Origin of the sequence: Maledivibacter sp., from assembly GCA_025210375.1 — a bacterium.
Taxonomy (GTDB): Bacteria; Bacillota; Clostridia; order Peptostreptococcales; family Caminicellaceae; genus JAOASB01.
Genome location: JAOASB010000034.1, coordinates 54,978 through 79,258, shown reverse-complemented (window position 1 = coordinate 79,258; position 24,281 = coordinate 54,978). Strand labels below are relative to the sequence as shown.

General features: G+C 32.8%; 27 protein-coding genes. 24 read left to right on the top strand and 3 right to left on the bottom strand.

Going from position 1 to position 24,281, the window contains the following annotated elements:
• Positions 1-5: 5 nt before the first annotated feature.
• The 8 genes from rsmB (at position 6) to N4A68_12185 (ending at position 6,994) form a co-directional block, all read left to right on the top strand.
• Positions 6-1,349 carry a 16S rRNA (cytosine(967)-C(5))-methyltransferase RsmB gene (gene rsmB, locus N4A68_12220; protein MCT4565062.1) on the top strand — a complete coding sequence of 448 codons (1,344 nt, stop codon included), beginning with the start codon at positions 6-8 and terminating at the stop codon, positions 1,347-1,349.
• A 234-nt stretch (positions 1,350-1,583) separates the two neighbouring features.
• Positions 1,584-2,324: a Stp1/IreP family PP2C-type Ser/Thr phosphatase gene (locus N4A68_12215; protein MCT4565061.1), complete on the top strand. Its 741-nt coding sequence runs from the start codon at positions 1,584-1,586 to the stop codon at positions 2,322-2,324.
• 16 nt (positions 2,325-2,340) lie between these two features.
• Positions 2,341-4,245: a Stk1 family PASTA domain-containing Ser/Thr kinase gene (gene pknB / locus N4A68_12210; protein MCT4565060.1), complete on the top strand. Its 1,905-nt coding sequence runs from the start codon at positions 2,341-2,343 to the stop codon at positions 4,243-4,245.
• Between the two features lie 11 nt (positions 4,246-4,256).
• Positions 4,257-5,138 carry a ribosome small subunit-dependent GTPase A gene (gene rsgA, locus N4A68_12205; protein MCT4565059.1) on the top strand — a complete coding sequence of 294 codons (882 nt, stop codon included), beginning with the start codon at positions 4,257-4,259 and terminating at the stop codon, positions 5,136-5,138.
• Position 5,139: 1 nt separating this feature from the next.
• Positions 5,140-5,799 (top strand): ribulose-phosphate 3-epimerase, encoded by a 660-nt coding sequence (gene rpe / locus N4A68_12200; GenBank protein MCT4565058.1) that lies wholly within the window; start codon positions 5,140-5,142, stop codon positions 5,797-5,799.
• Positions 5,800-5,810: 11 nt separating this feature from the next.
• Positions 5,811-6,455: a thiamine diphosphokinase gene (locus N4A68_12195; protein ID MCT4565057.1), complete on the top strand. Its 645-nt coding sequence runs from the start codon at positions 5,811-5,813 to the stop codon at positions 6,453-6,455.
• A gap of 179 nt (positions 6,456-6,634) precedes the next feature.
• A complete protein-coding gene (locus N4A68_12190) occupies positions 6,635-6,793 on the top strand; it encodes a hypothetical protein (GenBank protein MCT4565056.1) in 159 nt (52 codons plus the stop codon).
• Between the two features lie 18 nt (positions 6,794-6,811).
• A complete protein-coding gene (locus N4A68_12185; GenBank protein ID MCT4565055.1) occupies positions 6,812-6,994 on the top strand; it encodes a hypothetical protein in 183 nt (60 codons plus the stop codon).
• A gap of 456 nt (positions 6,995-7,450) precedes the next feature.
• On the opposite strand, the gene rpmB is transcribed toward N4A68_12185, so the two are convergent.
• Entirely contained in the window at positions 7,451-7,642 is a 192-nt protein-coding gene (gene rpmB, locus N4A68_12180) for a 50S ribosomal protein L28 (protein MCT4565054.1), read from the bottom strand.
• Positions 7,643-7,955: 313 nt separating this feature from the next.
• Between rpmB and N4A68_12175 the strand changes: the two genes are divergently transcribed.
• From N4A68_12175 to N4A68_12145, 7 genes are all read left to right on the top strand, one after another.
• A complete protein-coding gene (locus tag N4A68_12175; protein ID MCT4565053.1) occupies positions 7,956-8,315 on the top strand; it encodes an Asp23/Gls24 family envelope stress response protein in 360 nt (119 codons plus the stop codon).
• Between the two features lie 40 nt (positions 8,316-8,355).
• The gene (locus N4A68_12170; GenBank protein MCT4565052.1) at positions 8,356-9,936 is read left to right on the top strand and encodes a DAK2 domain-containing protein; all 1,581 of its coding nucleotides are present in this window, start codon (positions 8,356-8,358) and stop codon (positions 9,934-9,936) included.
• A 308-nt stretch (positions 9,937-10,244) separates the two neighbouring features.
• Positions 10,245-12,302: an ATP-dependent DNA helicase RecG gene (gene recG, locus N4A68_12165; protein ID MCT4565051.1), complete on the top strand. Its 2,058-nt coding sequence runs from the start codon at positions 10,245-10,247 to the stop codon at positions 12,300-12,302.
• Between the two features lie 126 nt (positions 12,303-12,428).
• The gene (locus N4A68_12160) at positions 12,429-12,626 is read left to right on the top strand and encodes an alpha/beta-type small acid-soluble spore protein (GenBank protein MCT4565050.1); all 198 of its coding nucleotides are present in this window, start codon (positions 12,429-12,431) and stop codon (positions 12,624-12,626) included.
• A 109-nt stretch (positions 12,627-12,735) separates the two neighbouring features.
• Positions 12,736-13,308, top strand: a complete 573-nt coding sequence (gene rsmD / locus N4A68_12155; GenBank protein ID MCT4565049.1) for a 16S rRNA (guanine(966)-N(2))-methyltransferase RsmD — start codon at positions 12,736-12,738, stop codon at positions 13,306-13,308.
• 2 nt (positions 13,309-13,310) lie between these two features.
• Complete coding sequence (coaD, locus tag N4A68_12150; protein MCT4565048.1) at positions 13,311-13,784, top strand: pantetheine-phosphate adenylyltransferase; 474 nt, start codon at positions 13,311-13,313, stop codon at positions 13,782-13,784.
• A 15-nt stretch (positions 13,785-13,799) separates the two neighbouring features.
• Complete coding sequence (locus N4A68_12145; protein ID MCT4565047.1) at positions 13,800-14,249, top strand: ATPase; 450 nt, start codon at positions 13,800-13,802, stop codon at positions 14,247-14,249.
• 100 nt (positions 14,250-14,349) lie between these two features.
• On the opposite strand, the gene N4A68_12140 is transcribed toward N4A68_12145, so the two are convergent.
• Positions 14,350-15,633, bottom strand: coding sequence for a sporulation integral membrane protein YlbJ (locus N4A68_12140; GenBank protein MCT4565046.1), 1,284 nt, complete (start codon positions 15,631-15,633; stop codon positions 14,350-14,352).
• 64 nt (positions 15,634-15,697) lie between these two features.
• Positions 15,698-16,939 (bottom strand): nucleotidyltransferase, encoded by a 1,242-nt coding sequence (locus N4A68_12135; protein ID MCT4565045.1) that lies wholly within the window; start codon positions 16,937-16,939, stop codon positions 15,698-15,700.
• A 496-nt stretch (positions 16,940-17,435) separates the two neighbouring features.
• Here N4A68_12135 and N4A68_12130 point away from each other — a divergent pair, with 496 nt between their 5' ends.
• The 9 genes from N4A68_12130 (at position 17,436) to acpP (ending at position 24,271) form a co-directional block, all read left to right on the top strand.
• Positions 17,436-18,629 (top strand): acetate kinase, encoded by a 1,194-nt coding sequence (locus N4A68_12130; protein ID MCT4565044.1) that lies wholly within the window; start codon positions 17,436-17,438, stop codon positions 18,627-18,629.
• A 104-nt stretch (positions 18,630-18,733) separates the two neighbouring features.
• Entirely contained in the window at positions 18,734-19,240 is a 507-nt protein-coding gene (locus tag N4A68_12125) for a DUF177 domain-containing protein (GenBank protein MCT4565043.1), read from the top strand.
• A gap of 2 nt (positions 19,241-19,242) precedes the next feature.
• Complete coding sequence (gene rpmF / locus N4A68_12120) at positions 19,243-19,422, top strand: 50S ribosomal protein L32 (GenBank protein ID MCT4565042.1); 180 nt, start codon at positions 19,243-19,245, stop codon at positions 19,420-19,422.
• A 224-nt stretch (positions 19,423-19,646) separates the two neighbouring features.
• Positions 19,647-20,204 (top strand): transcription factor FapR, encoded by a 558-nt coding sequence (fapR, locus tag N4A68_12115; protein MCT4565041.1) that lies wholly within the window; start codon positions 19,647-19,649, stop codon positions 20,202-20,204.
• 25 nt (positions 20,205-20,229) lie between these two features.
• Entirely contained in the window at positions 20,230-21,234 is a 1,005-nt protein-coding gene (gene plsX / locus N4A68_12110; protein MCT4565040.1) for a phosphate acyltransferase PlsX, read from the top strand.
• Complete coding sequence (locus N4A68_12105; GenBank protein MCT4565039.1) at positions 21,224-22,216, top strand: ketoacyl-ACP synthase III; 993 nt, start codon at positions 21,224-21,226, stop codon at positions 22,214-22,216. Before plsX ends, N4A68_12105 begins: the two co-directional genes overlap by 11 nt.
• Positions 22,217-22,281: 65 nt before the next feature.
• Positions 22,282-23,214 carry an ACP S-malonyltransferase gene (fabD, locus tag N4A68_12100; protein MCT4565038.1) on the top strand — a complete coding sequence of 311 codons (933 nt, stop codon included), beginning with the start codon at positions 22,282-22,284 and terminating at the stop codon, positions 23,212-23,214.
• A 32-nt stretch (positions 23,215-23,246) separates the two neighbouring features.
• Positions 23,247-23,990 carry a 3-oxoacyl-[acyl-carrier-protein] reductase gene (gene fabG / locus N4A68_12095; protein MCT4565037.1) on the top strand — a complete coding sequence of 248 codons (744 nt, stop codon included), beginning with the start codon at positions 23,247-23,249 and terminating at the stop codon, positions 23,988-23,990.
• Between the two features lie 47 nt (positions 23,991-24,037).
• Complete coding sequence (gene acpP / locus N4A68_12090; GenBank protein MCT4565036.1) at positions 24,038-24,271, top strand: acyl carrier protein; 234 nt, start codon at positions 24,038-24,040, stop codon at positions 24,269-24,271.
• The last annotated feature ends 10 nt before the right edge of the window (positions 24,272-24,281 follow it).

The following is a 24,281-nucleotide window of genomic DNA, read 5'->3' as shown; positions in this document are numbered from 1 at the left end:
TTACTATGCAAAATGTTAATCCTAGGAAAATAGCTTTAAACATATTAGTAGACATAGAAAAAAATGCAGCTTTTTCAAATATAACTATAAACAAATATCTAAAGAAGAATAAAGTTTCTTCTTTAGATAGGCGTTTTATTAGCCAATTGGTTTATGGAGTTTTAGAGAATAAACAATATTTAGATTACATAGTAAGGAATTTGTCTAAGACCAAAATAAATAAAATACAAATAGAAATATTGAACATTTTAAGGTTAGGTTTATATCAAATAATATTTTTGGAAAAGATACCGGAATCGGCGGCAGTAAATGAATCTGTGAAGTTAGCTAAGAAAGTTAATTTTAGGTTATCTGGTTTTGTAAATGGTATATTGAGAAGCTTTTTAAGGGAGCGGGACTCTATTAAGTTACCTAAGTATGAAGACAACCCTGTAGAGCATCTATCCTTAAAATATTCCCATACTGAGTGGTTAGTAAATAAGTGGGTCGATGATTATGGCATAGATTTCACCAAGGAATTATTAGAAGCTAATAATCAAGTTCCTAATTTAACAATTAGAACTAATACTTTGAGAGCTACTAGGGATGAATTAATTGATGAATTAAACAGAGATGGTGTAGTATGTCAGAGGGGTGAGATAGCTCCTGAAGCTATTATCATTCAGTCGATGAAGGAAGGTTTAGATAATTTAAAACCCTTCAATAATGGACTGTTTCAGGTGCAAGATGAAAGTTCCATGCTGGTTAGTCATGTACTGAAGCCCCGTGAAGGACAATTTATTTTGGATGTTTGTAGTGCGCCTGGTGGAAAGTCTACCCATATTGCCCAGCTCATGAATAATAAAGGTAAAATATTATCTAGGGATATCCATGAACATAAGCTAGACTTAATAAAGGAGAATTGTGAAAGACTGGGCATTTCTATTGTTAATACAGAAAAATTCAATGCTTTAAAGCTCGATAAAGGTCTTTTAAGCAGTGCAGACAAGGTTCTTGTCGATGCTCCTTGTTCTGGGTTTGGTATTATAAGACGAAAACCTGAAATAAGATATTTTAAAGAATATAAGCATATAATAGAACTTTCAAAGATGCAAATTAAAATGCTAAGCATGAGTTCAAAATATGTAAAGAATGGTGGAGAACTTCTTTATAGTACTTGTACCATTCAAGATGAAGAAAATGAGAATGTAATAAAGGAATTTTTAAGACAAAATGATAATTTTGCTTTGATGGATGTAAATAGTTATTTGCCTGAATCATTACATTCTAAAAAGGAATACCTACAGCTATATCCTAATATTACCAATACCGATGGATTCTTTATATGTAAGATGAAACGATTGAGATAATTTAGTAGTTATGATAAACTTAGTTATTATTGGAAATTTATTATCGCCCCATGACAAATAGGGAAAATATATGCATTATATTTTTATCTTTATTTATTGATCAAATTTCATAATACATGGTGGAAAGCTTTAGGAATTTTAGAACTATGTATAGTGGATGATCTTAACACAAGGTAATTATGCAATTTGCTCTATTGAATTTTCTAAGGGTTGATTTAAGTTTGAGGTGATTTAATGGAATGGGCATCAAAAACAGATATAGGTAGAATCAGAAGCAAGAATGAAGATTCGCTTTATGTAGATCAGAAACATATGCGTATCTTTATTGTGGCTGATGGAATGGGTGGACATAATGCAGGAGAAGTTGCAAGTAAAATGGCTATCGAACAAGTTAGTGAATCAATTAAAAACAAATTTGATAGTATATCCACTAATGATGAAGCTCAGATTAAAAGGGTAATAGAAGATGCGATTTATAAAGGTAATAAGGAGATATATAATCAATCTTTGTCCCATAATAGTTGGGATGGAATGGGTACAACAATAACTATGGCATTATTTATTGATCATAGGCTTTATTTTGCCCATGTGGGAGATAGTAGGGCTTATATGCTGAGACAAAAAGAATTAACACAATTAACAGAGGACCATACTTTAGTAAGTGAGCTTATGAAAAATGGAAGTATTACCGAGGTTGAAGCAAAAACTCATCCAAAAAGGAATGTTATTACAAAAGCCCTCGGAACAGAGATAAGTCCTATACCGGATATATTAAGTGTAGACGTTGATGATGGTGATGTAATCATACTATGTACAGATGGACTAACTAATATGGTTGATAATTATTTGATAAAAAATAGCTTTCTAAATAATTCAAATCTACAGGATTCTTGTGACTTCTTAGTCGATGAAGCTAATAATAGGGGTGGATTTGATAATATCACTTTAATTGCTATCAGATATAGGCATAGTTAATGAGGGAGTTGAAACTATGATTGGTAAAATATTAGGTAAAAGATATGAGATAATTGAAAAGATTGGTGGAGGTGGTATGGCTTTAGTATATAAGGCCAAATGTCACCTTTTGAATAGATTTGTTGCTGTAAAAATACTCAGACCAGAATTTATTAGTGATGAAGACTTCATTAATAAATTTGAGAAGGAATCTCAAGCTGCTGCAAGCCTATCCCACCCTAATATAGTTAATATCTATGATGTTGGAACTGATAATGATGTACATTATATAGTTATGGAATTAGTTGAGGGAAAAACCTTAAAAAAGCATATAAAAGAGAAGGGCTTTCTTAAAAATGATGAGGCTATAAATATATCCAAGCAAATAGCATTGGCCCTTAAACATGCCCATACTAATCATATTGTTCATAGGGATATAAAGCCCCACAATATACTAATAACCGATGATGGAAGAGTTAAGGTTACTGACTTTGGCATAGCCAGGGCCATTACTTCATCAACCATAACCAATACGGGAAATGTCATTGGATCAGTGCATTATTTTTCTCCTGAACAAGCACGTGGGGGTTTTGTTGATGAAAAATCTGACATATATTCCCTTGGGGCGACAATGTATGAAATGGTTACAGGAAGAGTTCCCTTCTCGGGAAGTACCCCTGTAACTGTGGCATTAAAGCATCTAAAGGAAGAAGCAGTGCCTCCATCAATGATTAATCCCGATATTAGTAAAGGTCTGGAAAATATCATATTAAAGTCCATGAAAAAGGATAAGAACGTTAGATATGATAATGCTACCCAGGTATATAGCGACCTAGAGAAATCTTTAAAAAATCCTGATCACAATATAGACATAGTTGATGATGAGGAATCCCCTACCATAGTAATTCCTTCGATAAATGATATTGAAGAGGAAGAGGAGTACTCTGGGGAAAGAAAAAAGACTGGTAAGTTAACTGTAGTAATTGGAGTATTATCAGCACTGGTGATCTCCGTATTATTTATAACAATGATTTTCTTTAACGTGTTTAAAGAAAGATTTATGATAAAAGAAGTTCCAGTACCTAGCCTAATAAAACAGTCTGAGGAAATTGCCGAGAATAGCCTAAATAATTTAGGGTTGAAGATGTTAGTTCAAAAGCAGCTTTTTGATGATGAAATACCAGCTGGCTTTGTAATCAGTCAAGACCCAGTTGCTGGAGATATTGTAAAGGAAGGCTATGCTGTAAGTATAATTTTAAGTAAGGGTCAAAGAACAGTTAATGTTCCTGAAATACTTCATAAGGAAATAGAAGAAGCAAGGGTTGAATTACAGAATAAAAATTTGGAGCTAGGGGAGAGGGAATATGAATATAATGATTTGCCCGTAGGCATCATTATTAGACAAAATCCCAAGGCAGGAACTGAGATCAAAGAACATTCTTCCGTTGATATTGTCATCAGTCAAGGAAAAGAAATAAGAACCTTTATAATGCCTACTATGAAGGGTAAAAATATAAAGGATGCCAAGGATACTGCTGAAGATTTAGGATTGATTGTTAAGAACGTTGGTTATGAATTTAATGACGAATACGGAAAGGATGAAGTGATTTCCCAAAGTATTCCTCCTGGCTCAGAAATAAAAGAAAATTCTGTACTCAATTTAGTGGTAAGTAAAGGTTCTGAAAAGATAGAACAACCTCCTGAGGAACAGGAGCTGCCGGAAGTAACTAAGGATTTTATAATTCCTCTCAATTTCGATAAGGAAGAAGAAGTAGTAAAGGTTGTTAAGACAGAAAATGGTGTTTCATCAACGGTATATGAAAGCATTCACAATAGAAATGAAAAACAGCTTAGATTATCAATTTCTGGTAAAGGCACAGTAAAGATAGAGATTTTCTTTGGAGAAAAGTCGAGGTACTCAGAGGAAATGGTATTTGAGTAAGGAGGAATTGAATGGAAGAAGGTATTATTGTTAAAGGAATAGGTGGATTTTACTATATAAAGCAAGGGGATAAGATTTTTGAGTGTAAAGCGAGGGGTAAATTTAGAAATAAAAAAATAACTCCATTAGTAGGGGATTATGTATTATTTACATATGATGATATGACAAAGCAGGGGATAATTGAAGATATTCTTGAGAGACAAGTAAAGCTTTTAAGACCACCGGTTGCTAATGTAGAACAAGCTATAATAGTCTTTGCACTCAAAAATCCCGACCCGAATCTAAGGCTATTAGATAAGATACTGATTATGTCTGAATATCATGACCTAGAATTGAAAATTTGTATAAACAAGATTGATCTGGACGAGGACAAGTATTTTGACCATATTATGGAAATGTATAAAAATACAGGTTATGAGATAATTCCTTGCAGTACTAAACAAGACATTGGAATAGATAGAATTAAAACCGTTTTAAAGGACAAGATATCTGTTTTTGCAGGGCCGTCGGGTGTAGGTAAATCAAGTTTGCTTAACAAAGTACAATCGGGTCTGGAACTTAAGACCGGTGAAATAAGCAGTAAAATAAAGAGGGGGAAGCATACAACGCGTCATTCCGAGCTTCTTCAGCTTGATTTTGGAGGATGGGTCGTAGATTCACCAGGTTTTACTTCCTTAAATATTGACTTTATTGAAATAGAAGAGTTAGGATATTTATTTCCTGAATTTAAAAAATATATAAATGATTGCAAATTCGCTAATTGTCTTCATGTCAATGAACCGGGCTGCGGAGTGAAAAATGCTTTGGATATGGGATATATTAATAGGGATCGTTATAATAATTATGTAGAATTTTTAGAACAAATTAAAGAAATTAATAATAGGAGGTACTAAAATGATTAAACTTTCTCCCTCAATTCTATCAGCTGATTTTTCAAATCTACTTACTGATATAAGAGCCGCAGAGGAGGCTGGAGTGGATCTTCTGCATATAGATGTGATGGATGGACATTTTGTCCCCAATATTAGCTTAGGACCAGTGATTATGAATAGCATAAAGGGAAAAACATCGTTACCCTTTGATGTACATCTTATGATTGAAAATCCTGATAAATACGTACCAGAGTTTGTTCAGGGTGGAGCGGATATAATAACTGTACATGTGGAAACATGTCCCCATATCCATAGGACAATTCAAAATATCAAGTCCTATGGCATAAAGGCAGGGGTTTCTTTAAATCCTGGGACTTCTTTACATACTATTGAAGAAGTACTTGAAGAAATAGATATGGTTTTGATCATGTCTGTTAATCCGGGTTTTGGGGGACAGAAGTTCATTGAAGGTTCACTAAGAAAAATAAGTGAACTCAGAAAAATGATAGATAGTAGAGGCTTAGACATTGACATAGAGGTTGATGGTGGAGTAAAGGTTGATAATGTGAGTAAGATTATAGATGCTGGTGCAAATGTAATAGTGGCAGGATCGGCTATATTCAATGGTAATAATATTAAGGAAAATGTATTGTCTTTTAAAGAAAAATTCAAAGAAGTTTAGGGGAATATATTATGAGACATATTATAGTTTCTAATGGTGGTATTTTTGACTATAGCTTTTATAAGGGACTATTTAAAGATTCAGATTATATAATTTGTGCAGATGGTGGAGCAAGGCACTTAATAGAAATGGATATTATGCCTAATGTAATCCTTGGGGATTTAGACTCAATTAGAGAAGAAGATAAAAAAATATTTAAAGAAAAAAAAGTTGAGTTTTATGAATTCCCCTGTGATAAGGATGCTAGTGATACAGAGTTGGCTCTTGATTTTGCATTATCCCATGGTGCATCTGAAGTGGTTTTTATAGGTGCCATAGGTAGTAGGATGGATCATTCTATTGGAAATATCACATTATTAAAAAAACTTTTAGATAATGATATAAAAGGAAAAGTAATAAATGAAAACAATGAAATATATCTTTTAAATAATAAAATAAATGAACTTACTTTACAAGGCAAGGAAGGGGACTATCTCTCTATAATTCCTCTATCAAATAGTGTAAAGGGTATTACCCTAAGTGGATTTAAGTTTCCACTAAAGGACGCAGAAATCCCTCTGGGGTCTTCTTTAGGTATCAGCAATGAATTTGCTAGGGATGTGGTAAAAATAGTGATTAAAGAGGGCTTTCTTCTTGTTATTAAAGCGAGAGACTAGGTTGCAAAGTGGCTAGTGACACATTGCAAGTTCAAAGTGGTAAGTTCTAAGATTTGGAGCATTCTTTAAAGTGAAAAATCATTTTAAAAAATACACTTGCAAACATGCAGGTGTTTTTTTGTGTCATAAAGCTGTAAAAATGAATAATATATTAGTAATAAGCCTAGGGAGTGATTTTTATGCTGCGAAGAAAGGTAGTGATGAGAAAAATTCTTGGCGTAATTCTAGGATTAATTGGTGCAATAATTGTAATTGAATTTGTTCCTATTAAAATATGGTACATATTATTATTTGGATTAGTAATATCTTTTTTTATTGTTCTTTTCTTATATTTATAAGGAATAAGAGGTGTTTTGATGGGTAAGTGCAAAAAGAAGATTTACAGAATCAAGATAAAAAATGATAAGATATTAGGGATTATATTAGTAGCTATTGGAATAACTATTATAGCTGTAATGGTATTGCCCTATAGTGTATGGATAGTATTTTTTGGAGTTGCCCTTATTATAGCTGGCTACAAGCTGTTTCTATGTAAATAAAGGCCTAAGACCATCTATACTAAGTATTATATATAGATTATTGATAACAGAAAATGATGTTTTGAGTTTATACTATATATATAGATTTCCTAAAGCTAAACTTAATTTATACATCTCAAAATATCCAATGTTTCTAGGGATTTTTGATGTGTATAAATTAACTGTTTAACTGGAATATCTATAGAGAGATTTCCTAAAGTTAAAATTAATTTATACATCTCAAAATATCCGATGTTTTTAGGGAATTTTGATGTGTATAAATTAACTTTTTAATTGGAATATCTATATAGGGTTTTCATAGTATAACTTAACTTATGCATGGACAAATATGCTATGGTTCTGGGCATTTTGGACTTGTATAAGTTAAAGTCTATACTAAAATCCCTATAACTCAAAACATGATTTCCTATGTGCTAAAAAAAGCCTACATAGCAAGTAGGCCTTTCATATGGAACACTAGATAGCTCTTTCAACTTTGCCAGAACGTAAACATCTAGTACATACAGTTATTCTTTTTGGTGTACCGTCAACTAAAGCTTTAACTTTTTTTATGTTAGGTGACCAAGTTCTTCTTGTACGACGTACTGAGTGACTAACCCTGTTTCCAGATATCTTACCCTTACCACAAACTACACAATGCTTTGCCATATATAACACCTCCTCGAGTGGTTAATTTTCCTAATAAAACAATATTTATTTTATCACAAAATATTCTTATAGGTCAATACCTTTTAGTGAAGGGAATAATAATAGATATATCTAAGAATGTAACAGAACCTTTAATCAAGGCAGGTTCACAAAATAAACTAGTCATATTATTTTTCCTTTTGATTATTTTTATCTTAGATATAGATTTCTATTTATAATAAAAAGAAAAATTTTAAGTAATAATTGAATATAAATCGATATTACTATAGAATATATATATATATATCCTCAAAAAAATAAGGAGGTCATCTATATGTCAGCAAAATTTGAAAATGAAATAGGAACTATTCATATAAATACCGAAGTGATTTCTACAATTGCAGGAGCATCTGCAATGGAATGCTATGGCCTTGTTGGGATGGCATCGAAATCGGCAGCCGATGGATTTGTTAGATTATTAAAAAGGGATAATATGCATAAAGGCGTTAAGGTATATTTAGATGAGAACTCAATAGTTATCGATTTGTACGTTATTATTCAGTTTGGAACAAGGATTTCTACAGTTGCTGATAATATAATAAATAAAGTCAAATATAACGTTGAGAATCAAACTGGCATGAATGTGAAAAAAGTAAACATTAATATTGAAGGAGTAAGAGTTCAAGGAGTTTAGAGGAGGGTTCATCTTGAAAATAAAACATATAAATGGTGAAATGCTCAAGAAAATGTTTATACTAGGTAATAATTCGTTATATAAAAATCGTGATGTAGTGGATGCACTTAATGTATTTCCCGTTCCCGATGGGGATACAGGCACAAATATGTCGTTGACCCTTGATTCAGCATTAAATGAAATATTAAGGGTAAAGGATCCTTCTATTGAAAATGTCGCAAAATCAGCTGCCAAGGGTTCTCTTATGGGTGCGAGGGGTAATTCAGGAGTTATATTATCTCAGATACTTAGAGGCTTTGAAAAGGGTTGTAAAGGCAAAGAAATACTTAATGTAGTGGATTTTGCTAATGCATTAAAGCAAGCATCAAATACTGCCTATAAGGCTGTTATGAAACCAATTGAGGGTACTATACTAACAATAATAAGGGAAACCAGTGAAAGAGCCTTGCAGTTATCAAATGATGCCATGGACTTTAATGATTTTTTATCTGCGATAATTTCATATGGAGACTCTGTTCTTGATAAAACCCCAGACATGCTTGATGTTTTAAAACAAGCAAATGTGGTTGATGCAGGTGGAAAAGGTCTGATTTTTATATTAAATGGCTTTTTGGAGGCCATTTCTGGAAAAGAGGTTTCCCAGCCTGAGAGTAGAGGAGTAGAACCAAGTCATAAAAAAGAGGTTGTTGAAACCAATATAGAATTTGGTTATTGTACTGAATTTATAATCCAAGGCGATGGATCAAAGTCCGACGGCTTTAAGGATAAGATTAAGGGTTTAGGTGATAGTTTAATAGTTGTTGGAGATGAGGACTTAATTAAAGTTCATATACATACAAATAATCCAGGGAAAGTAATAGAATTTGGATTAAATATTGGAGAACTAATTGATATAAAGATTGATAATATGAGATATCAACATAATAACAGACATATTGCAGAAGAGGATAGTAAAAAAGACATTCAGAAATATGGATTCATTACCGTAGCCATGGGAGAAGGAATAAGTAGTATTTTTAAAGACTTAAATATTGACAGGGTTATTGAGGGTGGACAAACCATGAATCCTAGTACAGAAGATATTCTAAAGGCGGTTAATGAGATACATGCAGATAATATTTTTGTACTTCCTAACAATAGCAATATAATATTGGCTGCTAATCAAGCAAAGGAATTAAGCGATAAAAATGTGATAGTTGTCCCAGCTAAAACAGTTCCCCAAGGAATAACAGCAATGCTGGAATTCGATCCCACCTCTTCCCCAGAGGAAAATGAGGAAAATATGACAAAGTCATTAACTAAGGTAAATACAGTACAGATTACTTATTCTGTAAGGGATTCTAAGTTTAATGATCTGGAAATTAAGAAGGATGATATTCTGGGAATACTTAATGGTGATATAGATAAAGTAGGAAATGATGTTTCAGAGGTTGCCATAGAAGTTTTGGATAAAGCTGTTAATGATGATCATGAAATACTTACTATCTACTATGGAGAAGATATAAGTGAAGAACAAGCCGATGAACTTGCTTCATTAATTGAAGAAAAATATGAAGAATTAGATGTAGAAGTATACTACGGTGGGCAGCCATTATATTATTATATTTTTTCTATTGAATAATGAATGAACAAAGTTAGATTTTAGTTTGTGTGACGAGTTTAATTCTAAATTTAAATATTAATTATTTTAAATATCTATAGGAATGACCTGAATATAATTTTAAAAGCGACTTTTGTCGCTTCAGGCTATTGACAAACCCGAATTTCTTCGTTGTTGCTTCAACCAAGAACCCTTACGTATGTCTGTATACGCTGCGGCCTCTCGGTTTCAGCACGCCTTGAACTCCAGATTTCTCAACAGCCTGACATCTTGTTGACTTTGTCAACAATCTGAAGCGACTTTTGTCGCTTTTTTTACGGGGTGTTAATATGTCATTACTAAATGATTCTATATCCCAGATTAAGGGTATAGGACCTAAGAAGCTTGCTTTATATGCAAAACTAAATATATTTTCCCTTAAGGATTTATTGAATCATTATCCATCATCCTATCAAAATAGGAGAAATATAAAAAAACTTAATACAGTTAAGCATATGGAAAAGGCAACTATCATAGGCACAGTTTATGATGAAGTAAAGGAAATGAGAACCAGAAAAAAAATGAGAATTTTAAAGGTGCCTATTAAGGATAGTACAGGGAGAGGGTATGTTACTTTCTTTAACTCCATGTTTCTAAAGAATGTTTTTAAAAAAAATGAGACTTATTACTTTTATGGAACTGCAAATAATATTGGTGGAGTAATACAAATGAGCCACCCAGAATTTTCTAGTGTCAAAAAAGATAGTATAGAGAGCTTTTGTAGTATTAAGCCAATATATGGGTTGACAAAGGGTTTGACACAGAAGGAAATAACTAATTATATTAGTAAGATTCTATTTAAAGAGTCTCTAGATGTATGTGAATATTTACCATCCAGAGTGATAGAAAGAAACAAGCTTTGTGATATTGAATATGCTTTGAAGAATATTCATTTTCCATCTTCACCTCGGGCACTTAAGGTTGCAAAATATAGATTGATCTTTGAAGAACTTTACTTTGTACAGCTTGGATTAATGCTATTAAAGAAGAAGTATTTCCATAGTAGTAAAGGGATAAGGTTCAAAAATCATCCAAAACTCAAAGGTTTATTGGATTCTTTACCTTTTAAACTTACAGCAGCCCAGCAAAAAACATTTGATGATATTGTTGGTGATATGACTGAGACAAAGGAAATGAATAGACTTGTTCAAGGGGATGTTGGATCAGGAAAGACTATTATAGCACTTTTAGCAATGTATTTGGCATATTTAAATGGGTGTCAAAGCACATTGATGGCACCAACTGAGATTTTGGCTGAACAACATTTTGAAAGCTTTAAAGATATGTTACAGCCCCTAGGTGTTAATATTGGAATGCTATCTAGAAGTGTAAAAAATAAAAAAATTGTAATACAAGAAATAAAAGAGGGTAAGATAGATATAGTTATAGGAACCCATGCAATTATACAGGATAAGGTTGAATTTAATAATTTAGGTTTAGTTGTGACCGATGAGCAGCATAGATTTGGGGTAAGACAAAGAAGCTTTCTAAAGAAAAAAGGATTAAATCCAGATGTGCTAGTTATGTCAGCTACACCTATTCCAAGGACCCTTTCATTGATATTATATGGTGATCTTGACATATCAATTATTGATGAACTGCCACCGGGAAGAAAATATATAAAAACTCATCATATAACAAATAATAAAACTACAGGGCTTTATGAATTTATCCAAGGGGAGCTTAAAAAGGGTAGACAGGGATATATAGTCTGTCCCTTGGTGGAAGAGTCTGAAAAAGTAGATGCAAAGTCGGCGGTGGAGCTATATAATGACTTGAAGGATTCTGTTTTTAAAGCTTGGAAGCTGGCATTGATTCATGGAAAGATGAAACCCGATGAAAAGGATAGTATAATGAAAAAATTTCAAGGAGGAGAAATTGATCTATTAATTTCAACTTCAGTTATTGAGGTTGGAATTAATGTACCAAACTCAACAATCATGGTAATCGTAAATGCGGAGAGATTTGGTTTAGCTCAGCTCCATCAGCTTAGGGGCAGGGTAGGTAGAGGAGAATTTCAATCCTATTGCTTCCTTGTTAGCGAAGGTAAAAGTGAAGTGACTTTAGAAAGATTAAAAACCATGGAAAGTACAAATGATGGGTTTGTTATTGCTGAAAAGGATTTAGAATTAAGGGGACCGGGAGATTTTTTTGGTACCAAACAGCATGGTCTTCCCCAGTTTAAAATTGCAGATTTATTTAAGCATAGGGATATACTTAAAAAAGCTCAAAAAGAAGCATATGAAACTTTGAAAAATTTTGATGAATTAACTGATGTAGAAAAAGAAAATTTTAAATATAAGTTGAGTGAATTATTTGGGGACTTCTTTAAGGAGTTTTCAATATAGGTGTATTATTATTACCATTTGAATTTGCTTCCTTTGTACGTTAGTGTATCTTTACAGTGTTAGTAAAAATTACTAGCATATACTTTCACCTAAGTGGAGAAATTAATAGTACAGGAGGTGAATATGATGGCTAACAAAAAAGTAGTTCCTGAAGCAAGACAAGCGCTTAATCAAATGAAGTATGAAATCGCTGGTGAGCTTGGACTTACAAACTACCAAACAGCTGATAAGGGAAACTTAACAGCTAGACAAAATGGCTATGTTGGTGGTTATATGACTAAGAGATTAGTAGAAATGGCAGAAAGACAAATGTCAGGTAAATAAATTATAAAAAGAAGAGGTAGTAGTTTTCTACTACCTCTTCTTTTTATTTTGAATGTAATAAAACTAATAAAAATTTGTTCATATTTTGCATTTGTGCTAAAATATATTCTTGAAAGGAGCGTATAATTTGAGGGTAATAAGTGGAGAAGCAAGGGGCATAAGACTAAAGGCTCAAAAAGGTATGGACACTAGACCAACTAGTGATAAAGTAAAGGAGTCTGTTTTCAATATACTAGCTCCATACATAGAAGATTCAAAGGTGCTGGATTTATTTTCGGGAACCGGTAATTTAGGGATAGAATCAATTAGTAGAGGGGCATCAAAGGCTTACTTGATTGAAAAAAATAGAAAATGCTTTGATGTTATTAAAGACAATGTGATGAAAACAAAGTTTGATGATAAAATAGAGATTTTGATAAAAGATGCATCTTCTGCTTTAAAAATATTTGGCAAAATTGGAGAAAAATTTGATATAATTTTTATGGACCCACCATATTTAAAAGGCTTTATTATTCCTTGTCTAGAAGAAATAAATAATTTGCATTTATTAAGTATAGATGGTTTAATAGTAATTGAACACGATATTAAGGATATAATACCAGAAAATATAGGATATCTAGTAAAATTCAAAGAAAAAAAATATGGTGCTACTATGATTTCTTTTTACCATAAGGAGGACTAATAATGAATAAAGCAATTTATCCAGGAAGTTTTGATCCCGTAACAAATGGTCATTTAGATATTATAAGAAGATCTGCAAAGGTATTTGATAAAGTGGTTGTAGGTGTATTAAATAATCCAAATAAAAAACCTATGTTTAATCTTGAAGAAAGAGTAGAGCTTATAAAGCATGCTACTTCAGACTTAGACAATGTGGAGATAGATTGTTTTTCAGGATTGTTAATAGATTATATAGAAGATAAGAATATCGATGTTATAATAAAGGGACTAAGAGCAGTTTCAGATTTTGAATATGAGTTCCAAATGGCCTTAATGAATAAAAAGTTATGCAAAGATGTTGAGACTTTGTTTATGACTACTAGTAGCAATTTTTCATATCTCAGTTCAAGTCTAGTAAAAGAAGTTTTTAAATTTGGAGGTTCTATTGAGGGTCTAGTACCGGATATTGTAATTGAAAAAATGAAGAAAAAGCTGTAAAAAGGGGGAAAGATCATGAATGTACTAAGTCTTATCGATACGCTTGAGGATTTAATTGAGAGTGGTTCCTCTATACCGTTTTCTGGAAAGGTTTTACTTGATAAGGATGAAATAACGGAGTTGATTAAAGAAATAAGAATACAACTTCCAGATGAAGTAAAACAAGCTCAATGGATAAAAGAGGAGAGGAATAAGATATTGGTTGATGCACAGAAAGAAGCCGATAGATTAGTTAATAATGCTAAAGAACGAATACAAGAATTGGCTGATAAAGATGAAATAGTTAAAATAGCACAGGAAAAAGCCGAAGACATTATCTTAGATTCTGAGCAAAATGCGAAAAATATGAAAATGGCATCAATTCAGTATACAGATGATCTTTTAGAAAAACTAGAAAAAAGCACAATAGAAATACTGAATACATTGAAAATTAATAGAGAAGAACTGAAAAATATGAAGATTTAAGATATTTGCATTTATTATATATTGGCTACATAAACTATAGAGACTAAAGGACTATGGTTTGAGTTATAATCTAGAATAATGACTCAAGCCTTTTTTGTTTTTATGAACGGTTCTGATTGAATAGTCCTATAAATAGCCCTATAATTATTAGGGTTATAAAGATTATAAAAAACATATAACTTGAAAAAATAAATTTATCTATCCATGTGAAATTATAGACATTTCTTATGCCTTCAAAGAAAACTTCTCTTTGAGTTGATTTTAAATTAAAATTACTTATTGTTAGCATAATATAAACATAAACTCCGGAAATGATTGAATGGAAGAATTTTGACAGAATATAAGAATTTAAATTTATATCTGTATCATTAAGTATACTAGCTGATTGTGCATGAATAGATAATCCACTCCAGGAAATAATCATTGTAGCTAATGTGATTTGGAGTATGGGAGGTATTGATAGAGCCTCTGAGGTTATCTTACAGCCCATTGTAATTTCTATACTTCCAGTCAATATAGCTTCTATCATTTCCCTAGGAATACTAAAATTATTTTGAAAAATGAAGTTGACTGTGGATATGACATAATCAAAAAAACCAATTAGATATAGTTCCTTTGTTATAACCGAAAATGTAACAATCATTCCTCCTACTACAACTAATGTAGATAAAGATTCTTTAACGGAGTCACTAAGTAGCTTTCCTATTTTTCTTCCGTCACTTTCCCTTTTTTTTGACATTTCATCCAAAGCTTTTTTAAAAATGTTGTTTTTGTGAAAATTATTTTTGAAGTTAGGGCTTTCATTATAATAAATAAATCTGAAGATGATACCGACGGTTAATGCTCCCAAATAATGGGCTAAAACTATATATGGACCAACATCTGGGTTGTGAAACATTCCTACAGCCACCGATCCAATCATAAATAAGGGGCCAGATGTGCTGCAAAATGAAAGAATTCTTTGGGCCTCAAGTTTAGTAAGTACATTACTTTTTCGTAGATTAGAGGTTAATTTAATCCCCATAGGATATCCAGAGGTGATGCTCATAGCAAAAATAAATGAAGCTTCGCCGGGAACATTAAATATGGGCCTAATAAAGGGCTCTATTAAAACCCCGATAAATTTTACGACCCCCAGACCAACTAGAAGCTCAGCTCCAATAAAAAAGGGCAGTAGTGAGGGCAAAACTATATTAGCCCATAAAAGAATACCGTTACGGGTGGCTTCTATTATTTCGCTTGGATATATTACTATATAAAAAACCATTATAATAACAATAAAAACAAATGTGAATGACTTGATTTTTTTGAAAAGGTCTACATATTTGATCTTCAAAAAAACAAGGGTAAAAGCTATGGATAAAATAATAAAGAAATTGATCAACTCTGGATCCTCCCTGAAAATATATATATTTATATATATTTTCAGATTCCTATTTTATTACTTTTTAGTTAGCAATGAATGGTTTTGTGATGTAATCTAGTCCTCCGATAGCTAATTTCCCATTCTTATATAAAAGACTATAAACATCTGAAGCGGTTATATCAATGTCAAGCATTCTTTTAACATTTTCGTTAGGGGGATTAAATCTTTTCAAATTAGTTATTATGGGAAGCTTGCTTTGTTTTTTTATCATTCTCAATAAATCAGCACCCTTTGAATTAAAACCTAAAACTCTAATATATTGGGGACCTAGTCCTTTTACTAAAACAGCTACATCATCCTTCGAAATACCTAGAATAGTTTTTATTAAAATCCTTTGCAATCTGGTCATTGTATATCTTTTTGTTTTCAAATACTCCATCAACTCGGTATAGGAGGTAGATCTCATTGATCCATTTTTTAATCTGTTCTCAAGACCTTCAACCACATCATGGATATGACTCAATTCATATGGTGATTCCATTCTAAGCTTATAAAGTATTATTTGTTCTAGATCCTTGGAAAATATAGGGCCTCTACCTTCCTCTATGATATTCTTTATGATATTAAAGCTTTTAAAGGGAACTACTTTCTTAACACCCATTAAATCACTATAATCCTCTTGAAGTAGGCTTCTAATTGCCGTTGCACTGCAAATGTTATCTTCTATCTTCTTAGAATTATAATCGGCCTTAATTCTTTTTATTGTTAAGGGCTCAATACTACTATTTAAAAGCTTTAATGCCTTTATGTATTCTATACCTAGGATATTATTAGGGCTATTCAATATATTAGTGGGAGCCAAACTATTACCTAAATATTCTTCTAGGGCATTTTGCCTAGCTAATGGGAAGGTATATCCTAAATCAAGATATTTCTTTAAGATTTCCTTATATTCAAGGGGTTCATTAATCAATAACTCTGATATTAAATCAATATTTTCTAATTTCCCATCCTCGCTTCCGAAACAAATGAAATTAACGATATTAAGGGAATCCAGTAAAGTAATACTGCCTTGGGCGAAGAATTCTGCACTATTACAGGAAAAGATAGTGGGAAGCTCAATCACTAAATCGATACCTTCATTAACAGCAATCTTTGCCCTTTCCCATTTATCAAACAAAGCGGGTTCTCCCCGTTGAAGAAAATTACCACTCATAACAGCTATGCTATGACTTGCACCTGATAATTCCTTGGATTTTTCCAAATGGTATTTATGTCCATTATGGAATGGATTATATTCAGTAACTAAACCTATGACTTTCATATATCCTCCTTGTATATTAAGGGTAGTTTAAAATCCCTATAGAAATATTTAATTAATATAAAAGATTTTAAGGTTATTGGGAATAATATTATTATAAAAAATAATGTATATCATTGTTGATATGATATGTAGTTATTTAGGATTTACTATATATAATCTATAATTATATATAGTATAATCAAAAAAAACGACAAAAATCAAAAAAAAAACAATTAAAGCTTGAAAAATTTCTTGAATATTTTATAATTATTATGATTGGGGAATTTCTATAATTCCCCTTGTTATGGATTGGATTATAAAATCTTAATCTAATTACAATAATACTTTTTATAGAGATTTCAGTAAAAACTTTAATTTATACATGTCCAAAACTCTCAGGAACACTGAGTATTTGTATATGTATAAATTAAGATTTACTTGGAACTCTCTATATTTAGTATATATTTACTTAGTAGAGTATTATAAAACTATTTATTGATTTTGAGGAGGATATATTATGAATGTATTAGTTATCAACTGTGGTAGTTCTTCATTAAAATATCAATTAATTGATATGAACAATGAGAATGTAATGGCGATAGGTTTAGCTGAAAGAATAGGCATTAAAGGCTCTGTGGTAAAGCATGAGGTTCCAAATATGGACAAGGTAGTAATAGAGAAGCCAATGGAAGATCATAGAGCAGCACTTCAAATCGTTTTAGATGCACTAGTTGACGAAAATCATGGTGCTATTAAGGATCTTAAAGAAATTAATGCTGTTGGTCATAGGGTTGTTCATGGCGGTGAAAATTTCAGTGGTTCTGTAATTATTGATGACAAAGTAATAAAGGCACTAGAAGATTGTATTGAATTAGCACCATTACATAATCCACCAAACTTAATTGGGATTAGAGCATGTGAAGAATTAATGCCTGGAGTACCAATGGTAGGAGTTTTTGATACTGCATTCCATCAAACAATGCCAAGCTCAGCATACATATATCCATTACCATATGAGTTATATGAGAAATATGGCATTAGAAAATATGGTTTCCACGGTACAAGTCATAGATTTGTTTCTGCAAGGGCAGCACAGGTATTAGGTAAGGATATAAATGAATTAAAGATAGTTACTTGTCACCTAGGTAATGGTGCGAGTTTAGCAGCTGTAGAAAATGGAAAATCCGTAGATACAAGTATGGGCTTTACACCACTTGAAGGTCTAGTTATGGGTACTAGATGTGGTGATCTTGACCCAGCTATAGTGACTTTTATCATGGAAAAAGAAGGTTTAGATATTAATGGAATGAACAACCTTTTAAATAAGAAGTCAGGGGTACTTGGTATATCAGGTGTTAGTAGTGACTTTAGAGATATTGAGGGAGCTGCTGCAGATGGAAATGAAAGGGCACAGCTTGCATTAGATAAATTTAATTCAAGAGTTAAAAAGTATATTGCTGGATATGCTGCAGTTATGGGTGGAGTAGATGCAGTGGTATTTACTGCTGGTCTTGGTGAAAATTCAGCTTCAAATAGATTAGAAATTTGTTCTGGTCTTGAGTTTATGGGGATCAATATAGACGAAGAAAAAAATAATGTAAGAGGTAAGGATGCTATAGTAAGTGCTGATGATTCAAAGGTTAAGGTTCTAGTTGTTCCAACTAATGAAGAATTAATGATAGCAAAGGATACTGTAGAACTTCTTAAATAATAACACCAAATAGTATTAAAAATATTTATGTTATCAAGTACTTTTACTTGACAAATATGGTCGGGGTTTGTATAATAAATCTGACCGTGCTTTGGGGTGAACTGATGAATATCAATATTTCAAATCTTATTTGCGATAAGACTAAAACTATAGATATCAATTTTGATTATGAACTGAATAATTCAGAGCTTCTACAGGATTTAGGTATTTTAAAGGCAAGCCCTATAAAGTTTTTAGGAAAAGTTTATAGGGATGATGAAAACATATTTATAGATGCTGTATTTTCTGGAGAAGCAGTTTTTAGATGTACTAGATGCTTGGAAGAATTCAAAAAAAATATTTCAGGGAATATAGATTTTGAAATTCCTTTGGTAGAAAAGGATGAGGAAGATTCCTATATCCAGGGTGATTGCTTAAATCTATCAATCATCATAGAAGAAGCTTTGGCTTTTTCTTTACCTATGAAGGCTCTCTGTAGTGAAGAGTGTAAAGGTTTATGCTCCGGTTGTGGGCAAAATCTTAACATAAAAGAATGCAACTGCGAAGTAGACGATATTGACCCCAGATTGGAAAAACTTAAAGAGTTTTTTAGTAAAAATGAGGAGGTGTAGTTATGGCAGTACCTAAGCGTAAAACTTCTAAGGCAAGAAGAGATAAGAGAAGAGCTTCTAATATAAAGATGACAGCTCCAAATTTTGTAAATTGTCCTCAGTGTCACGAACCAAAGATGCCTCATAGAGTGTGTGATTCATGTGGTTACTATGGCGACAAGGAAGTTGTTAAAGTAGACTAATATTAAAACGTAATATACTAATTGTTTTATAAGAAATAGTAAGGATGGGTTAGAGCCATCCTTACTATTTTTTATTATGGACTATTTTCACGGGAAAAATTTTATCCCAAATTTCCAGCATAAAAAACTTGCAATGATCTATATAATCATTTATACTAATTATTAGTAGTAGGTACTAATAGCTATTCTAAAAATTATATATAAATATTAAAGGGGTGGGAAATATGTCTTCAAAGAGAATAAGTAAAAATGAAAGACAGGAAAGGCTAAAGAAAGAAATCGAAGATAATCCCTTTATAACCGATGAAGAATTGTGTGAGCTTTTTAATGTTAGCATACAGACAATTAGACTTGATAGATTATATCTGAATATACCTGAGCTTAGGGAAAGGGTAAGAAATGTTGCTAAATTAAACTATAAGAAGGTCAGAACTATAGGTGAAGCGGAAATAGTTGGAGAGCTCATTGACCTAGAATTGAATAAAAGGGGAATTTCTATTTTACAGACCGATGCCACAATGGTATTTAAGAAAACAAAGATTGTTAGAGGACACTACATATTTGCTATGGCTGAATCCTTGGCTATGGCAGTAATTGATACGGATGTAGCCTTAACGGGTGTTGCTAATATAAAGTATAGAGTGCCTGTATTATCTGGACAGAAGCTTATAGCTAAGGCTGAAGTAACAAGAATAAGGGCTAATAATTATTTCGTTCATGTAAAGATAATGGTTAAGGATGAACAAGTTTTTAGAGGAAAGTTCATTTTAGTAGCTATATAGATGCATGTTTAGGGGGAGTAAGAATATGAAAATTGCCATAGATGCAATGGGAGGAGACAATGCGCCAAGTGCTATAATCTCAGGAAGTCTAAAAGCCTTAAGGGAAATTAAATCAGAAATTATATTAGTCGGAAAAGAAGAGATAATAAAGAGTGAGTTAGAAAAACATACAAAGGATTTTAAAAGAATTGATATAGTTAATGCAAATGAAGTAATAATTAATGAAGATAAGCCAGTTCAAGCAATTCGTAAAAAGAAAAATTCTTCTATGGCGGTTGGGTTTGATTTATTAAGAAAGAATGAGGCTCAGTCATTTGTGTCGGCAGGGAATACAGGTGCATTATTAGCAGGGAGTCTGTTGAAAATAGGTAGGATAAAGGGGATTGACAGACCAGCTTTAGCTCCTATCTATCCAACTAAAAAGGGTTTTTCTTTATTGATAGATGCAGGAGCCAATGCAGATTGCAAGCCAAGAAATTTACTTGAGTTTGGTATCATGGGATCAATCTATCTGGAAAAGGTATTGAATATTAGAACTCCAAAGGTTGGGATAGTTAATATTGGTACAGAAGAGGGTAAAGGAAATAAATTAGTTTCAGAGGCCTATGAAGTAATGAAGAACTCAAACTTGAATTTCTATGGTAATTTAGAAGCCCGTGAGGTTCCAGATGGAGTAGTGGACGTAATAGTATGCGATGGATTTGTTGGCAACGTGATACTAAAACTTACAGAGGGTGTAGCCATGAACCTTACTTCCATGCTCAAAGAGACTTTTACTAAAAATACTATAAGCAAGATTGGGGCAATGATTCTAAAGGGTGGATTAAAGGAATTTAAATCAAAGCTTGACTATACAGAATATGGTGGAGCCCCATTATTAGGGGTGAAAAAACCAGTGATTAAAGCCCATGGAAGCTCAAATGATAAAGCAATAAAGAATGCGATTAAGTATGGAGAAATCTTTAGTTCGAAGGGTGTAATAGAAAAGATCGAAGAAGAAATTAAAGGAGCTGATAATATTGAAGAATAGTTTAAGGAATGTTGGAATACTGGGGACAGGAAGTTGTCTTCCAGAAAAGGTTATAACAAATCATGATCTCGAAAAAATTGTTGATACTTCCCATGATTGGATTGTGGCGCGTACAGGAATTCATAATAGAAGAATAGTTGATGATGAGACTGCGACTTCAGATATTGCTACTCAAGCGGCTTTGAAGGCAATGGAGGCGGCAGGAGTTACCTCTGAAGAAATCGATTTGATTATTGTAGCTACGGTTACTCCCGATATGGCATTTCCATCAACAGCTTGTATAATCCAAAATAATATTGGAGCAAAAAATGTTCCTGCCTTTGACCTCAGTGCAGGTTGTTCGGGTTTCTTGTATGGTTTAGCTGTTGCTAGACAATTTATTTCTACAGGAGTATATGATAAAATTCTTGTTATTGGAGCAGACACTCTATCAAAAATCACCGATTGGAGTGACAGAAATACTTGTGTTCTATTTGGTGATGGAGCAGGGGCTGCGATTCTAGGTTCTATTAAAGAAGATAGCGGCATTCTTTCTACCCATTTAGGAGCAAAGGGAGAAGGTGGGAAATTCTTAACAAAGCCTGCAGGTGGGTCGAGGATGCCCGCATCTGTAGCGACAGTTGAGGATAATCTACACTATATAAAGATGGATGGAAGCGAAGTGTTTAAGTTTGCAGTTAGGGCTATGGGAGATGCGGCAAAAAAAGCCCTTGAGTTATGTGATTTGAATATTGATGACATAGATTATTTAGTGCCCCATCAAGCTAATACTAGAATTATTTCTGCGTCAGCGAAACGTTTAAAGCTGCCAATGGATAAAGTATATGTCAATCTAGACAAATATGGAAATATGTCAGCGGCTTCTATCCCAGTAGCATTAGATGAAGCGGTGAGAAATGGTAAAATTAAAAAAGGTGATAATGTTGTTCTAGTTGGATTCGGAGCAGGTCTTACTTGGGGCTCATGTGTAATAAAATGGTAAGACAAAGTAATGCTACTTTAAAGATTAATAAGTTTAAATGTGATATGGTTATAGGAGGATGAATAATGAGAAAAATAGCCTTTGTTTTTCCAGGACAAGGAGCGCAATATGTTGGAATGGGTAAAGAATTTGTGGAAAATTTTAAAATAGCAAATGATGTTTTTGAGAAAGCCTCTGATTCACTTGGTTATGACATGAAAAAGCTTTGCTTTGAAGGACCAGAAGAAGAACTTAAAAAAACAGAGAACACTCAACCTGCCATTTTAACGGCTAGCGTAGCGATCTACGAGGTTTTAAAAGAACATGGACATAAGCCAGAGATAGTAGCAGGTTTAAGCTTGGGCGAGTTTTCTTCCCTTGTAGCAGCAAATGTAATGTCCTTTGAAGATGCAGTTAGGGTTGTAAAGGCAAGGGGTAAGTATATGCAAGAGGAGGTTCCCTTTGGGGTAGGAACTATGGCTGCTTTTATTGGACTTGAAAGAACCAAGGTTATAGAGGCATGTGAAAGAGCATCTGAGTATGGAATAGTAGAGCCTGCTAATTTTAATTCCCCTATTCAGATAGTTATCTCAGGTGAAGTAAAGGCTGTGGAGAAGGCAGTGGAGATTGGAAAGGAATTGGGAGCAAAAAAAGCTATGGTACTAAATGTTTCTGCCCCATTCCATTCTAGAATGCTATCCGGTGCGGGGGAAAAACTAGCAAATGAATTGGATAGCATAAAATTAGGTGACTTTGATTATCCAGTGGTTGCTAATGTGACTTCCCAGTATTATGAGGCTTCTTCAACAGTTAAGCAGCTATTGGTTAAGCAGGTAAGCAATGCAGTGCTTTGGGAAGATTCAGTAAGAAGAATGATAGCAGATGGAATAAATACTTTTGTTGAGGTTGGGCCAGGGAAAGCTCTATCTGGCTTTATAAAAAGAATTTCTCGAGATGTAGAAATACTAAATGTTGAAGATATGAAGTCCCTTGAGAAAACTTTGAAAGCTTTAGGTTAAGGTGATGAGCTACATACAATGGAGGTAATGCTATGAATTTATCAGGTAAAACGGCAATAGTTACTGGTGGATCAAGGGGCATTGGAAAAGCTATAGCTTTAAAGCTCGCTAAATACGGTGCCAATATAGTAGTTAATTACACTAGTAATTCTAATATGGCTGAAGAAACAGTAAATGAAATTAGGGATTTGGGTAGAAAGGCCCTAGCGATTAAGGCTGATGTCTCTAATGCAGATGATGTTAAAAATTTAGTCAAAGAGGTAGGAAAAAGCTTTGAGAGTATAGATATACTAGTAAATAATGCAGGAATTACTAAAGATTCTTTACTCATAAGAATGAAGGATGAAGACTGGGATAAAGTAATGAATGTAAATCTAAAGGGAACATTCCTATGTACAAAACTAGTTGGTAAAAAAATGATGAAGCAGAGAAGTGGAAGTATAGTAAATATAACATCGGTTGTTGGTATTATTGGAAATGCAGGTCAAGCTAACTATTCAGCTTCAAAGGCTGGAGTCATAGGATTTACTAAATCTACCGCCAAAGAATTAGCAGTTAGAGGAATAAATGTAAATGCAGTTGCACCAGGGTTTATTCAAACAGAAATGACTGAAAAGCTAACAGAGGAAGTAGTAGAAAATTACGAAAAAAATATACCATTAGGAAAACTTGGTAAACCAGAAGACGTGGCAAATGTTGTGGCATTTTTATGTTCTGAACAGGCAGCCTATGTTACTGGCCAAGTTATAAATGTCGATGGTGGCATGGTAATGTAATAGGTGTTATACAAAAATAAAAAAATGTGAAAGGTTAGGTGTTAAATATGGTATTTGATAAGGTTGTTAAGATTGTAGTGGAGCAATTGGACGTAGAGGGGGATATAAAAATAACTCCAGAGACTTCTTTAATGGGTGATTTAGAAGCTGATTCTTTAGATGCTGTTGAAGTAATAATGGCTCTTGAGGATGAATTTGATATTGAAATTCCCGATGAAGATGCTGAAAACTTTAAAAATATAGGGGATATTGCAAAATACATTGAAGAGAAAACAAAATAGAAGAAATAAG

Bases quoted from the DNA above. Each gene is read 5' to 3' on its own strand.
- fabD (MCT4565038.1), top strand. From the start codon at position 22,282: ATGAGAAAAATAGCCTTTGTTTTTCCAGGACAAGGAGCGCAATATGTT.
- N4A68_12190 (MCT4565056.1), top strand. From the start codon at position 6,635: ATGCTGCGAAGAAAGGTAGTGATGAGAAAAATTCTTGGCGTAATTCTA.
- N4A68_12195 (MCT4565057.1), top strand. From the start codon at position 5,811: ATGAGACATATTATAGTTTCTAATGGTGGTATTTTTGACTATAGCTTT.
- N4A68_12170 (MCT4565052.1), top strand. From the start codon at position 8,356: ATGCTCAAGAAAATGTTTATACTAGGTAATAATTCGTTATATAAAAAT.
- rpmB (MCT4565054.1), bottom strand. From the start codon at position 7,642: ATGGCAAAGCATTGTGTAGTTTGTGGTAAGGGTAAGATATCTGGAAAC.
- N4A68_12175 (MCT4565053.1), top strand. From the start codon at position 7,956: ATGTCAGCAAAATTTGAAAATGAAATAGGAACTATTCATATAAATACC.
- N4A68_12215 (MCT4565061.1), top strand. From the start codon at position 1,584: ATGGAATGGGCATCAAAAACAGATATAGGTAGAATCAGAAGCAAGAAT.
- N4A68_12145 (MCT4565047.1), top strand. From the start codon at position 13,800: ATGAATGTACTAAGTCTTATCGATACGCTTGAGGATTTAATTGAGAGT.
- acpP (MCT4565036.1), top strand. From the start codon at position 24,038: ATGGTATTTGATAAGGTTGTTAAGATTGTAGTGGAGCAATTGGACGTA.
- rsgA (MCT4565059.1), top strand. From the start codon at position 4,257: ATGGAAGAAGGTATTATTGTTAAAGGAATAGGTGGATTTTACTATATA.
- N4A68_12160 (MCT4565050.1), top strand. From the start codon at position 12,429: ATGGCTAACAAAAAAGTAGTTCCTGAAGCAAGACAAGCGCTTAATCAA.
- rpe (MCT4565058.1), top strand. From the start codon at position 5,140: ATGATTAAACTTTCTCCCTCAATTCTATCAGCTGATTTTTCAAATCTA.
- coaD (MCT4565048.1), top strand. From the start codon at position 13,311: ATGAATAAAGCAATTTATCCAGGAAGTTTTGATCCCGTAACAAATGGT.
- N4A68_12135 (MCT4565045.1), bottom strand. From the start codon at position 16,939: ATGAAAGTCATAGGTTTAGTTACTGAATATAATCCATTCCATAATGGA.
- N4A68_12130 (MCT4565044.1), top strand. From the start codon at position 17,436: ATGAATGTATTAGTTATCAACTGTGGTAGTTCTTCATTAAAATATCAA.
- fapR (MCT4565041.1), top strand. From the start codon at position 19,647: ATGTCTTCAAAGAGAATAAGTAAAAATGAAAGACAGGAAAGGCTAAAG.
- N4A68_12185 (MCT4565055.1), top strand. From the start codon at position 6,812: ATGGGTAAGTGCAAAAAGAAGATTTACAGAATCAAGATAAAAAATGAT.
- N4A68_12125 (MCT4565043.1), top strand. From the start codon at position 18,734: ATGAATATCAATATTTCAAATCTTATTTGCGATAAGACTAAAACTATA.
- recG (MCT4565051.1), top strand. From the start codon at position 10,245: ATGTCATTACTAAATGATTCTATATCCCAGATTAAGGGTATAGGACCT.
- pknB (MCT4565060.1), top strand. From the start codon at position 2,341: ATGATTGGTAAAATATTAGGTAAAAGATATGAGATAATTGAAAAGATT.
- plsX (MCT4565040.1), top strand. From the start codon at position 20,230: ATGAAAATTGCCATAGATGCAATGGGAGGAGACAATGCGCCAAGTGCT.
- fabG (MCT4565037.1), top strand. From the start codon at position 23,247: ATGAATTTATCAGGTAAAACGGCAATAGTTACTGGTGGATCAAGGGGC.
- rpmF (MCT4565042.1), top strand. From the start codon at position 19,243: ATGGCAGTACCTAAGCGTAAAACTTCTAAGGCAAGAAGAGATAAGAGA.
- rsmB (MCT4565062.1), top strand. From the start codon at position 6: ATGCAAAATGTTAATCCTAGGAAAATAGCTTTAAACATATTAGTAGAC.